Origin of the sequence: Kocuria sp. LUK (genome assembly GCF_021012935.1) — a bacterium.
GTDB classification, from domain to species: Bacteria; Actinomycetota; Actinomycetes; order Actinomycetales; family Micrococcaceae; genus Kocuria; species Kocuria flava.
The window spans coordinates 1-11,856 of record NZ_JAJMZI010000011.1; the positions used below are offsets into that span (position 1 = coordinate 1).

The 11,856-nt window shown below is 74.2% G+C and carries 11 protein-coding genes, 1 tRNA gene, 1 pseudogene and 1 riboswitch; of the genes and pseudogenes, 11 read left to right on the forward strand and 2 right to left on the reverse strand.

The window, feature by feature from the left end; genetic code table 11:
* Positions 1-118: pseudogene (locus LQU92_RS14650) on the forward strand (polyphosphate kinase 2); the annotation flags it as partial.
* An 86-nt stretch (positions 119-204) separates the two neighbouring features.
* Here the strand turns inward: LQU92_RS14650 and LQU92_RS14655 are convergent.
* Both LQU92_RS14655 and LQU92_RS14660 read right to left on the reverse strand, forming a co-directional pair.
* Positions 205-537 carry a hypothetical protein gene (locus tag LQU92_RS14655; RefSeq protein WP_230781425.1) on the reverse strand — a complete coding sequence of 111 codons (333 nt, stop codon included), beginning with the start codon at positions 535-537 and terminating at the stop codon, positions 205-207.
* Positions 534-1,739, reverse strand: coding sequence for a pyridoxal phosphate-dependent aminotransferase (locus LQU92_RS14660; protein ID WP_230781426.1), 1,206 nt, complete (start codon positions 1,737-1,739; stop codon positions 534-536). The genes LQU92_RS14655 and LQU92_RS14660 overlap by 4 nt, the downstream gene beginning before the upstream one ends.
* A gap of 288 nt (positions 1,740-2,027) precedes the next feature.
* Between LQU92_RS14660 and LQU92_RS14665 the strand changes: the two genes are divergently transcribed.
* The 10 genes from LQU92_RS14665 to gcvT all read left to right on the forward strand — a co-directional run bounded on the left by LQU92_RS14665 (position 2,028) and on the right by gcvT (position 11,744).
* Positions 2,028-2,100, forward strand: a tRNA-Trp gene (locus LQU92_RS14665).
* 137 nt (positions 2,101-2,237) lie between these two features.
* Entirely contained in the window at positions 2,238-2,516 is a 279-nt protein-coding gene (secE, locus tag LQU92_RS14670) for a preprotein translocase subunit SecE (protein ID WP_230781427.1), read from the forward strand.
* A 65-nt stretch (positions 2,517-2,581) separates the two neighbouring features.
* Entirely contained in the window at positions 2,582-3,382 is an 801-nt protein-coding gene (nusG, locus tag LQU92_RS14675; protein WP_230781428.1) for a transcription termination/antitermination protein NusG, read from the forward strand.
* 150 nt (positions 3,383-3,532) lie between these two features.
* Positions 3,533-3,961: a 50S ribosomal protein L11 gene (gene rplK / locus LQU92_RS14680; RefSeq protein ID WP_230781429.1), complete on the forward strand. Its 429-nt coding sequence runs from the start codon at positions 3,533-3,535 to the stop codon at positions 3,959-3,961.
* Between the two features lie 91 nt (positions 3,962-4,052).
* Positions 4,053-4,760 carry a 50S ribosomal protein L1 gene (gene rplA / locus LQU92_RS14685; RefSeq protein ID WP_101851903.1) on the forward strand — a complete coding sequence of 236 codons (708 nt, stop codon included), beginning with the start codon at positions 4,053-4,055 and terminating at the stop codon, positions 4,758-4,760.
* A 126-nt stretch (positions 4,761-4,886) separates the two neighbouring features.
* Complete coding sequence (locus LQU92_RS14690; RefSeq protein ID WP_230781430.1) at positions 4,887-6,026, forward strand: GNAT family N-acetyltransferase; 1,140 nt, start codon at positions 4,887-4,889, stop codon at positions 6,024-6,026.
* Positions 6,027-6,320: 294 nt separating this feature from the next.
* Complete coding sequence (gene rplJ, locus LQU92_RS14695) at positions 6,321-6,845, forward strand: 50S ribosomal protein L10 (protein ID WP_058859383.1); 525 nt, start codon at positions 6,321-6,323, stop codon at positions 6,843-6,845.
* Between the two features lie 96 nt (positions 6,846-6,941).
* Positions 6,942-7,328 carry a 50S ribosomal protein L7/L12 gene (gene rplL, locus LQU92_RS14700; RefSeq protein WP_058859382.1) on the forward strand — a complete coding sequence of 129 codons (387 nt, stop codon included), beginning with the start codon at positions 6,942-6,944 and terminating at the stop codon, positions 7,326-7,328.
* 161 nt (positions 7,329-7,489) lie between these two features.
* A riboswitch (glycine riboswitch) is annotated at positions 7,490-7,595 on the forward strand.
* A gap of 157 nt (positions 7,596-7,752) precedes the next feature.
* Positions 7,753-10,635, forward strand: a complete 2,883-nt coding sequence (gene gcvP, locus LQU92_RS14705; RefSeq protein ID WP_230781431.1) for an aminomethyl-transferring glycine dehydrogenase — start codon at positions 7,753-7,755, stop codon at positions 10,633-10,635.
* Positions 10,632-11,744 carry a glycine cleavage system aminomethyltransferase GcvT gene (gcvT, locus tag LQU92_RS14710; RefSeq protein ID WP_230781432.1) on the forward strand — a complete coding sequence of 371 codons (1,113 nt, stop codon included), beginning with the start codon at positions 10,632-10,634 and terminating at the stop codon, positions 11,742-11,744. The genes gcvP and gcvT overlap by 4 nt, the downstream gene beginning before the upstream one ends.
* The last annotated feature ends 112 nt before the right edge of the window (positions 11,745-11,856 follow it).

Here is an 11,856-nt window from a genome sequence, read left to right on the forward strand (position 1 = left end):
GCTCAACGCGATGCGCTGCTTCCTGGACCAGTTCGACTACGAGGACAAGGACCCGGAGGTGGTCCACGCCCCGGACCCGCTCATCGTGCGCCGGGGCCGGGACGCGGTCGGCGACTGAGCCCGCCGCGCACGGCGGCGCCCGCCCCGCGGCCACGGGACGGGCGCCGTCGTGCGGAGCGGACCCGGGACACGGGGGTCCGGGCCTCAGTGGCCGGGCCGGTCCACCAGCACGAGGTTGGCCGTGGCGTTGGCGGCGGTGACCGCGAGCACCGAGGGCCAGGCCCCGAGGCGCCTGGCCAGCGGGTGGGAGGCCCCGAAGCCCAGGACGTAGAGCCCGGCGAGCCCGGCCGTGACCGCGGGCCCGCCGCGGTGCCACCACCGGTGGGCGGCGACCGCCCCGGCCGCGGCGAGCACGGCGCCGCCCAGCGGGCGCACCCCGGTGGCGCGGGCGGTCGCGTAGCCGCCCAGCAGCCCCGCGGTCACGGCCGCGGAGGCGGGGACGGCGTCGAGGGCGCGCACGGCGGCCGCGGCGCTCACGCCGCGCTCCCGAGCAGCTCCTGGAGCCGGCGCACGCCCTCGGCGAGGTCGTCGTCGCCCAGGGCGTAGGACAGGCGCAGGAACCCGGAGGGCCCGAACGCCTCGCCGGGGACCACCGCGACCTCCGCCCGCTCCAGGACCAGCTCGGCGAGCTCCGCCGAGGTCCGCGGGGTCACGTCGCCGAAGCGGCGGCCCAGCAGCCCCCGCACGTCGGCGTAGGCGTAGAACGCGCCGGTCGGCACGGGGCACTGCACGCCCTCGATCGCGTCGAGGCCGGCCACGAGCGCCCGGCGCCGGCGGTCGAAGGACTCCCGCATCCGGTGGACCTCGTCCAGCGGCCCGGAGACCGCGGCGAGCGCGGCGCGCTGGGCGATGTTGTTGACGTTGGAGGTCAGGTGGGACTGCAGGTTCGTCGCGGCCTTCACGACGTCGGGGGCGCCGATCAGCCAGCCCACGCGCCAGCCGGTCATCGCGTAGGTCTTGGCCACGCCGTTGAGCAGCACCACGTTCTCGCCCAGCTCGGGGACGGCGGCGGCGATCGAGGTGAACGGCACGCCGTCGTAGGTCAGGTGCTGGTAGATCTCGTCGGTGAGGACGAAGATCCCCTTCTCCGCGGCCCAGCGGCCCACGGCCGCGGTCTCCTCGGGGGTGTACACCGCGCCCGTGGGGTTCGACGGCGAGCAGAACAGCAGCGCCTTGGTGCGCGGCGTCCACGCCTGCTCGAGCAGCTCGGGGGTGACCTTGTAGCCGAGCTCGGGACCGGCGAAGACCTCGACCGGCCGGCCGCCGGCGAGCTTGATCGCCTCCGGGTAGGTCGTCCAGTACGGGGCGGGCAGCAGCACGTCGTCGCCCTCGTCCACGACGGTCGCGAAGGCCTGGAAGACGGCCTGCTTGCCGCCGTTGGTCACGAGCACCCGGGACGGGTCCACGTCGAGGCCGCTGTCCCGGGCGGTCTGCTCGGCGATCGCCCGCCGCAGCTCGGGCAGGCCGGCGGCGGGGGAGTAGCGGAAGTTCGCGGGGTCGCGCAGCGCCTCGGCCGCGGCGTCGACGATGTACTGCGGGGTCGGGAAGTCCGGCTCCCCGGCGCCGAAGCCGATCACGGGCCGGCCGGCGGCCTTGAGCGCCTTGGCCTTCGCGTCGACCGCGAGCGTCGCGGACTCTGCGATGGCGCCGACGCGCCGGGAGATGCGGGATGCGGTCATGACCGGGGGCCTCCTGGGACGGGGACGGGCGGGACCGGCGGGCGCCCGCCGGGACGGTCCCCATGCTACGTCCCGGCGGACGCCGCCCGCGGGGACGGCCCCGGCCCCGGCGCGCGGGCGCGGCCGCGGATTGCACCGGTGCGCCCGTTGCGCCTAGGATGGTCGACTGGTGTCGTCGGCGCCCGAACCGGCCGCGCCCCCCAGGCGGGGGCCGGGTGGTAGAGTCGGCGACCGGGTCCTGGTGAGCGGCCCCGGCGCAGCGCGCCGGGCGCGGCCCACGAGGCGCACAGGGCAGTGGCGCAATTGGTAGCGCAGCGGTCTCCAAAACCGCAGGTTGCAGGTTCGAGTCCTGTCTGCCCTGCTCCAGTCCGGGCCGGGTCCGGGCGCCCCCGTTCCACGGGGGTGCCCGCCCGGGCCCGCGGCGGCCCGCGCAGGGCCACGCCGTCCGGACGAGCAGGCGACGCCGCACGGCGCGCACGAGTCCACCAGGGAGAGCCGATGTCGCAGACCACCGCCGGCCGGGTCCCGGGACAGCCCTCCGGCCCCGGCGCCGAGGGGTCCCGCGGGGTCCTGGGCCGGCTCCTGCTGTTCCTGCGCCAGGTGGTGGGCGAGCTCCGGAAGGTCGTCACCCCGACCCGGCGCGAGCTGGTCAACTACGTCCTGGTCGTCCTCGTGTTCGTCGCGTTCATGATGGTGCTGATCTCCGTCCTGGACCTGGCGTTCGGCCAGGCCGCCCTGTGGGTCTTCGGGCAGGGGAGCAACGCCGCCGGCGGCTGACCCCCGCGCGTGCGCCGCAGGGCGCACCAGAGCACGACCGACCACGACCACAGCAGGGAGATCCAGTGACCGAGCACGAGCTCGACAACGGCACCGAGACCGCCGAGGCGGCGGAGGGCGCCGCCGAGCAGCAGACGCAGGCCGACGCGACCGAGCGGGCCGCGACCGAGCAGGCCGAGGCTCCGCAGGCCGCCGAGGACGTCGCCGTGCAGGACGCGGACGAGCCCGCGGCCGCCGAGCAGACCCCCGAGCCGGCCGTGGACCCCCTCGAGGAGTTCAAGTCGCAGCTGCGCCGCCAGGAGGGCGACTGGTACGTCATCCACACCTACGCCGGCTACGAGAACCGCGTGAAGACGAACCTCGAGACCCGCATCCAGTCCCTCAACATGGAGGAGGACATCTTCCAGATCGAGGTGCCGATGGAGGAGGTCGTCGAGATCAAGAACGCGCAGCGCAAGACCGTGCGCCGCGTGCGGATCCCGGGCTACGTGCTCGTGCGGATGAACCTCACCGACGCCTCGTGGGGCGCCGTGCGCCACACCCCGGGCGTGACCGGCTTCGTGGGCCAGGACGCCTACAACCCCGTGCCCCTGCGCCTCGACGAGGTCGTCGAGATGCTCAACCCGACCTTCGAGACCCCGGCCGCCGCCGGCGCCGAGGCCGCCGAGCGCCCGAGCGCCCAGCCGCAGGTGGACGTCGACTTCGAGGTCGGCGAGTCCGTCATCGTCAAGGAGGGCCCGTTCGAGACCCTCCCCGCCACGATCTCCGAGATCAAGGTCGAGTCCCAGCAGCTCGTCGTGCTCGTGTCCATCTTCGAGCGCGAGACGCCGGTGACCCTCGGTTTCAACCAGGTCTCCAAGATCTGACCCCGCGGGCCCCGGCCCGCTCCCCAGACCCCGGCCCCCCGCCCGCGCACGCTCTCGCGGGCAGGGGCCGTGCGGCCGCCGCGCCACGGCGGCCACCCGCCGTCGTACGCTCCTGTGCGCCGGTACGTCCAGCAAGAGAAGGACCAGCACATGGCTCCCAAGAAGAAGGTCGCAGGCCTGATCAAGCTGCAGATCCAGGCAGGTGCCGCCAACCCGGCTCCTCCCGTGGGTCCGGCTCTCGGTCAGCACGGCGTCAACATCATGGAATTCTGCAAGGCCTACAACGCGGCCACGGAGTCCCAGCGGGGCAACATCGTCCCCGTCCAGATCACGGTCTACGAGGACCGCTCGTTCACCTTCATCACGAAGACCCCGCCCGCCGCGCAGCTGATCAAGAAGGCCGCCGGCGTCGCCAAGGGCTCCGGTGTCCCGCACACCCAGAAGGTCGGCAAGCTCACCATGGACCAGGTCCGTGAGATCGCCGAGACCAAGAAGGAGGACCTCAACGCCAACGACGTCGAGGCCGCGGCCAAGATCATCGCCGGCACCGCCCGTTCCATGGGCATCGAGGTCGAGTGATCAGCACCCGCTGATCCCCACCCCACACCGTTATCCCGTGGCAGGGCCGAGCGCGGCCCGCAGACCACAACTGCACAAGGAGAAGAAGCAGATGGCGCAGCGCAGCAAGGCGTACCGGGCGGCAGAGGCCAAGGTCGAGCAGGGCAGGCTCTACAGCCCCGCCGAGGCCGTCGCCCTGGCCAAGGAGATCGACACCGCCAAGACCGACTCGACCGTGGAGGTCGCCCTCCGCCTCGGCGTCGACCCCCGCAAGGCCGACCAGATGGTCCGCGGCACCGTGAACCTGCCGCACGGCACCGGCAAGACCGCGCGCGTCGTGGTCTTCGCGACCGGCGACAAGGCCGCGGCCGCCGAGGCCGCCGGTGCGGACATCGTGGGCTCCGACGACCTCATCGCCCGCATCCAGGGCGGCTGGACCGACTTCGACGCCGCCGTGGCGACCCCGGACATGATGGGCAAGGTCGGCCGCCTGGGCAAGGTCCTCGGCCCCCGCAACCTCATGCCGAACCCGAAGACCGGCACCGTGACCATGGACGTCGCCAAGGCCGTGACCGACATCAAGGGCGGCAAGATCGACTTCCGCGTGGACAAGCACTCGAACCTGCACTTCATCGTGGGCAAGACCTCCTTCGACGCCGCCCAGCTCGCCGAGAACTACGGCGCGGCGCTCGAGGAGATCCTCCGCCTGAAGCCGTCCGCGTCGAAGGGCCGCTACATCACCAAGGCGACCGTCACCACCACCTTCGGCCCCGGCATCCCGGTGGACCCGAACGTCACCGAGGTCGTCGTCGGCGCCTGACGCCGGCACCCCCGGGCCCCTCGCGGGCCCACCGGGAGGGGCCCGGCCGGATCGCGGCCGGGCCCCTCGCCGTCCTCCCGGGCCCCGGCCCGGACCGCGTCCCCCAGCGCACCGGAAGGAACCACCGTGAGCGAGCACCCCTCGGTGCACATCGAGCTGATGCGCATCCCCGACGCGTTCGACGACGACGCCCGGCGCCGCCTGGGCGAGGTCGTCGAGCTGGTGCGCCGCTCCCGCCAGCACGTGTGGGGCATCAGCGAGCTCACCGCCGGCCCCGAGGAGCTCTACCGGGACCTCAAGGACCCCTTCGAGCGGGTGGCGATCCTGCGCGCCGAGGTCGACGGGCACCTCGCCGGCCGCGCGGAGGTGCGGATGCCCCTGATGGGCGCCACCGACTCCGCCCACATCGTCGTCGACGTCGACCCCTCGGTCACCTCGCAGGGCACCGGCAGCGAGCTGCTCGCCGCCGCCGAGCAGCTCGCGCTGGGGGAGTCCCGCCGGCGGTTCCGCATCCAGACCGAGCACCCCGGCCCCGCCGAGATCGAGGGGGACGGCAGCGTCACCGGCGTGCTGCCGGTGATCACCCCGGAGACCGTCGAGTGGGTCGACGCCGCCGACGGCTCCGGGCGCCTGCCCCTGTCCAACCGGCAGACCCGGTTCGCGCTGGCCGCCGGCTACCGGCTCGAGTCGGTCAGCGACTTCGCGGTCCTGGACCTGCCCCTGCCGCAGGAGCGGGTCCGGCGGCTGCTCGCGCCCACCGGGCAGGACGGTCCGTACCGCGTGCACACCTGGTCGGGCCCGGCCCCGGAGCGCTGGCTCGACGAGCTCGCCGTGCTGCACTCGCGCATGGCCGGGGACTCCTACCTCCCGCCGGCGGCCCCCGACCCCGACCCGTGGGACGCCGAGCGGGTGCGGCGCACCGAGCAGCTGCGCGCCGAGGCGGGGCACCGCTCCCTCATCGCGGTCGCCGAGCACGAGCCCAGCGGCCGGCTCGTGGGGATGACCGAGCTGGTCCTGGCCGGACCGCACCCCACGATCGCCATGCAGGACGAGACCGTGGTCCTGCGCGAGCACCGGCGCCGGTGGCTCGGCACCCGGCTCAAGCTGGCCAACCTGCGCCGCCTCGAGGCGGAGGCCCCCGAGGTGCGGACCGTGTACACCTGGAGCCACAGCGGCGACGACCGGATGGGCCGGGTCAACGCCCGCCTGGGCTTCCGGGTCGCCGGGCGCAGCGGCGTGTGGTCGCGCGAGGTCCCCGCCCTGTGAGGACCGGGCCGGCGCGGCCCGATTTGGTGCCCGCACCCGCGTGCGGTAGCGTGGGGAGCACCAAAGACCGCCGGTCGTGGTTCCCCATGCCTGCCGCATCCCGTTCGGGACGCGGTGCGCCGGGGGAGCAGCCGTAAGAGTTCCGTTTCCGGAACGGCCAGCGCAGGTGAACCAGCACAGCCGCGCGCGCCTCTCCACGGCCCGCAGCGGCCGGCCCCGGGCATCTGCGCGGGGCCTTTTCCGTGTCCGGGACCCCTCGGCAGCGCACCGGCATCGAAGACCGGAAGGAGTACCATGGCGAACCCGGAAAAGGCAGCCGCGGTCGCCGAGTTGAAGGAGCTGTTCTCCAACTCGGACGCTGCTGTCCTGACTGAGTACCGCGGTCTCACCGTGGCCCAGCTCAAGGAGCTGCGCCGCTCGCTCGGTGAGAACGCCGAATACGCCGTGGTGAAGAACACGCTGACCGCGATCGCGGCCAAGGAGCTGGGCATCGACGCGTTCGACGGCCAGCTCGCCGGCCCGAGCGCCATCGCCTTCGTCTCGGGCGACCCCGTCGAGGCCGCCAAGAGCCTGCGTGACTTCGCCAAGGCGAACCCGCAGCTCGTGGTCAAGGGCGGCTACCTCGAGGGCAAGGCGCTCAGCGAGGCCGAGATCAAGCAGCTCGCGGACCTCGAGTCCCGCGAGGTGCTGCTCGCCAAGGTCGCCGGCGCCGCCCAGGCGTCGCTGTCCAAGGCCGCCGCGCTGTTCCAGGCCCCGCTGTCCAAGACCGTCCGCACCGCGGAGGCGCTGCGCGCCAAGGTCGAGGAGCAGGGCGCCTAACCAGCACCCGCCGCGAGGCACATTCTCACCACGGAAACGTCCCGTCCCGCGCCGACGAACCCGGTCGGGACACCCCATCGAAAAGGAGCCACAACCATGGCCAAGCTCACCACCGAAGAACTGATCGACGCCTTCAAGGAGCTCTCCCTGATCGAGCTCTCCGAGTTCGTCAAGGCGTTCGAGGAGACCTTCGACGTCACCGCCGCCGCCCCCGTGGCCGTCGCCGGTGCGGCCGCCCCGGCCGCCGGTGCCGCCGAGGAGGCCGAGGAGCAGACCGAGTTCGACGTCGTCCTCGAGGCCGCCGGCGACAAGAAGATCCAGGTCATCAAGGAGGTCCGCGCGCTGACCTCCCTCGGCCTCAAGGAGGCCAAGGACCTCGTGGACTCGGCCCCCAAGGCCGTGCTCGAGGGCGCCAACAAGGAGACCGCGGACAAGGCCAAGGAGGCCCTCGAGGGCGCCGGCGCCACCGTCACCCTCAAGTAGCACCTCCGGACGCACCCCTCGCGGGTGCGCCCTGCCGAGGCCCCGGACGCACCGCGTCCGGGGCCTCGTGCCGTTGCCCGGGCCTCCCGGCGGATCCGTCCGGGGCGGGGGAGCGGCGGGGCATCTGTGCGACACTGGAGGCACAACCACATCTCGGCCGACCACGCGCGGCGGGAGAGTCCGGGACCGCCCGCGGAGGGCGGGACCGGCGCCGAAGGAGCAACTCCTCCCCGGGAATCTCTCAGGCCCCAGAACCGCCGCGAGCAGGCCACTCTGAAGAGGTCCCGCCTCCCCGGCCACCGGCCGGGGGTGCCGGCCACCGACGGTGCAGGCCGCCCCCGGGCGGCGAAAACTCTCAGGTCAGCGAACAGAGCGGGGAGACCGGACGGGCCCCGACCGGGGCCTCGAGAACGAGGAGCTGACCTTGTCCTTCCTGGCACGCCACCTCGGCCCCGACGCGGCCGAGACCCGGACCATGCTCGAGACGGTCGGCGCGGCCGACCTCGACGACCTCGTCGCCCGCGCCGTCCCGCGCGGGATCGTCGCCGACGCCCCGCTGCGCCTGCCCGCGCCGATGTCGGAGCACGAGGCCCTCGCGGCCCTGCGCCGGATCGCGGCCAAGAACCGCGTGATGACCCAGATGATCGGTCAGGGCTACGCCGAGACCGTGACCCCGCCGGTGCTGCGGCGCAACATCCTCGAGAACCCCGCCTGGTACACCTCCTACACCCCGTACCAGCCGGAGATCTCCCAGGGCCGGCTCGAGGCCCTGCTCACCTTCCAGAACGCGGTCATGGACCTCACCGGCCTCGACCTCGCCAACGCCTCCCTGCTGGACGAGTCCTCGGCCGTGGCCGAGGCGGTGCTCATGATGCGCCGCGCCAACCGGCGCTCGACGAGCGACCGGGTGCTCGTCGACGCCCGCACCCTGCCGCAGACCCTCGCGGTGCTGCGCGGGCGCTGCCGGGCCGTGGGCGTCGAGCTCGTCGTCGCGGACCTCACCGCGCAGCTGCCCGAGGGCGAGTTCTTCGGCGTGGTCCTCGCCCACGTCGGCGTCGACGGCGACGTCGCCGAGCTGGGCCCCCGCGTCGAGCAGGCCCGTGCCGCCGGCGCGCTCGTGACCGCGACCACCGACCTGCTGGCGCTGACCCTGCTGCGCTCCCCGGGGGAGCAGGGCGTGGACATCGCCGTCGGCTCCGCCCAGCGCTTCGGGGTGCCCCTGTTCTTCGGCGGCCCCCACGCCGCGTTCATCGCCTGCCGCAAGGGCTTCGAGCGCAACCTGCCGGGCCGCCTCGTGGGCGTGTCCACCGACTCCTCCGGCCGGCCCGCCTACCGGCTCGCGCTGCAGACCCGCGAGCAGCACATCCGCCGCGAGAAGGCCACCTCCAACATCTGCACCGCCCAGGCGCTGCTGGCCGTCGTGGCCGGCGCCTATGCCGCCTACCACGGCCCCGACGGGCTGCGTGCCATCGCCGAGCGCGTGCACGGGCTCGCCGCCCGCCTCGCCACGGGCCTGGCCGCCGCCGGCACCACCGTGGTGCACGAGCACTTCTTCGACACCGTCCTCGCGCAGGTCCCCGGACGCGCCGACGCCGTGGTCGCCGCCGCCGCCGAGCGGGGGATCAACCTGCGCCGCGTCGACGCCGACCGGGTCTCCGTCTCCCTGGGCGAGCCGCACGACGAGCGCGACGTCGACGCCGTGCTCGCGGCCTTCGGCGCCGCCGCCCCCGAGCAGGACGCGCCGCAGGACGCGTGGGCGCTGCCCGCGGCCCTGCTGCGCACCGACGGCTACCTCGCCCACCCGGTGTTCAACACCCACCGCTCCGAGACCGCCATGATGCGCTGGCTGCGCGGGCTCGCGGACAAGGACCTGGCCCTGGACCGCACGATGATCCCGCTGGGCTCGTGCACCATGAAGCTCAACGCCGCCGCCGAGATGGAGCCGATCAGCTGGCCCGAGCTCGCCTCGATCCACCCGCTGGCCCCCGAGGACCAGACCCTGGGCTGGCAGGAGCTCATCGGCCAGCTCGAGACGTGGCTGACCGAGATCACCGGCTACGCCGCCGTGTCCGTCCAGCCCAACGCCGGCTCCCAGGGCGAGCTGGCCGGGCTGCTCGCGATCCGCCGCTACCACCTCTCCCGCGGCGACCGGCAGCGCAAGACCATCCTCATCCCCTCCTCCGCCCACGGCACCAACGCGGCCTCGGCCGTGCTGGCCGACCTCAAGGTCGTCGTCGTCGCCACCGCCGCCGACGGCTCGGTGGACATGGCGGACCTGCGGGAGCGGATCGCGCAGACCGGCGACGAGCTCGCCGGGATCATGATCACCTACCCCTCGACCCACGGGGTGTTCGAGGAGCAGGTCACCGAGGTCTGCGCCGCCGTGCACGAGGCCGGCGGCCAGGTCTACGTCGACGGCGCCAACCTCAACGCCCTCATGGGCCTGGCCCGGCCCGGGCGCTTCGGCGGGGACGTCTCCCACCTGAACCTGCACAAGACCTTCTGCATCCCCCACGGCGGCGGCGGGCCCGGCGTGGGCCCCGTCGCGGTGGCCGAGCACCTCGTGCCGTTCCTGCCCGAGGACCCGGCGGCCGCCGCGGCCGACCCGGAGGCCGAGGCATTCCCGGTCTCCCAGGCCCGCTGGGGCTCCGCCGGGGTGCTGCCGATCTCCTGGATGTACATCGCCATGACCGGCGGGCAGGGCCTCACCGAGTCCTCGCGCACCGCCATCCTGGCGGCGAACTACGTCTCGGCGCGCCTGGCCGACGTCTTCCCGACGCTCTACACGGGCCCCGGCGGGTTCGTCGCCCACGAGTGCATCCTCGACCTGCGCCCGCTGACCAAGGCCTCCGGGGTCACCGCCGAGGACGTGTGCAAGCGGCTGATCGACTACGGCTTCCACGCCCCGACCCTCGCGTTCCCCGTCGCGGGCACGCTGATGGTCGAGCCGACCGAGTCGGAGAACCTCGCCGAGCTGGACCGCTTCGTCGACGCGATGCGCGCCGTCCACGCCGAGATGACGGCCGTCGCCGAGGGGGAGGTCGCGGTGGAGGACTCCGTGCTGCGCCACGCACCGCACACGGCCGAGGTGCTCACCGCCGACGACTGGGACCGGGCCTACCCGCGCTCCCTGGCCGCCTACCCCCTGCCCGAGCTGCGCCTGGGCAAGTACTGGTCGCCCGTGGGCCGGGTCGAGAACGCCGCCGGCGACCGCAACCTGGTCTGCAGCTGCCCGCCGATCGAGGCGTTCGCCGCCGCCGAGCGCGCCGAGCGCGAGGAGGCCCTGGAGCAGGAGGCCGCCCGGTGAGCGCCCGCACCACCCCGCTCGAGGCCGCCCACCGGGAGGCGGGTGCCGTGTTCACCGACTTCGGCGGCTGGCAGATGCCGCTGAAGTACGCGAACGACGTCGCCGAGCACCACGCGGTGCGCCGGGCCGCCGGGCTCTTCGACCTCTCCCACATGGGCGAGGTCGCGGTCGAGGGCCCGCAGGCGGCGCAGTTCCTGGACGCGGCGCTCGTCTCCCGGATGAGCGCCCTGGCCCCCGGCCGCGCCAAGTACACCCTGCTCGTGGACGAGGACGGGCGGGTGCTCGACGACCTGATCACCTACCGCCTCGCCGAGGACCGCTTCCTCGTGGTGCCCAACGCCGCCAACACGGCGACCGCGCTGCGGGAGCTGCGCGCGCGGGCGGAGGGCTTCGACGTCGTCGTCGAGGACCGCACGGAGGCCACGGCCCTCGTGGCTATCCAGGGCCCTGCGGCCGAGGACGTCCTGCTCGCCGCCGGCTGCGCCGACGCGGAGGCCGTGCGCGCCCTGCGCTACTACGCGTGCGTGCCCACCGAGGTCGCGGGCGTGCCCGCGCTGGTGGCCCGCACCGGGTACACCGGCGAGGACGGCTTCGAGCTGTACACGGCCCCCGAGCACGCCCGCACGGTCTGGGACGCGCTGCTGGCGGCGGGGGAGGACCGGGGCGTGGTGCCCGCGGGCCTGGCCGCCCGCGACTCCCTGCGCCTGGAGGCCGGGATGCCGCTCTACGGCCACGAGCTGGGCACGGGGACCACCGCCGCCGAGGCCGGCCTCGGCCGGCTCGTCGAGGCGGCCCTGCGGACCAAGGAGGGCCCGTTCACCGGCCGCGCCGCGCTCGAGGCGCAGGCCGCGTCCGCGCCCGCGCGGGTGCTCGTGGGGCTCAGGGGGCTGGGGCGGCGGCCGGTGCGCGCCGGCAACGCCGTGGTCTCCGGCGACGAGCAGGTCGGCGAGGTCACCTCCGGGGTCCCGTCCCCGACCCTCGGCCACCCGGTCGCGATGGCCCTCGTGCGCCCGGAGGTCTCCGCCCCCGGCACGGCGCTCGAGGCCGACGTGCGCGGCCGGCGCGCCCCCGTGGAGGTCGTCGAGCTGCCGTTCTACCGGCGGGGCTGAGACGCGCACCACGAAAATTCCTCATCCTACGGCCGGTGGGCGCCTGGCGTCCACCGGCCGTGTGGACAGACCTGCGCCGCGGCCCTAGACTGGTCATTTGCGTTGTCCCTCA

Coding starts and splice junctions, on each gene's coding strand:
- LQU92_RS14660 (WP_230781426.1), bottom strand. CDS start 1,739: ATGACCGCATCCCGCATCTCCCGGCGCGTCGGCGCCATCGCAGAGTCC.
- secE (WP_230781427.1), top strand. CDS start 2,238: ATGTCGCAGACCACCGCCGGCCGGGTCCCGGGACAGCCCTCCGGCCCC.
- rplK (WP_230781429.1), top strand. CDS start 3,533: ATGGCTCCCAAGAAGAAGGTCGCAGGCCTGATCAAGCTGCAGATCCAG.
- rplA (WP_101851903.1), top strand. CDS start 4,053: ATGGCGCAGCGCAGCAAGGCGTACCGGGCGGCAGAGGCCAAGGTCGAG.
- rplJ (WP_058859383.1), top strand. CDS start 6,321: ATGGCGAACCCGGAAAAGGCAGCCGCGGTCGCCGAGTTGAAGGAGCTG.
- rplL (WP_058859382.1), top strand. CDS start 6,942: ATGGCCAAGCTCACCACCGAAGAACTGATCGACGCCTTCAAGGAGCTC.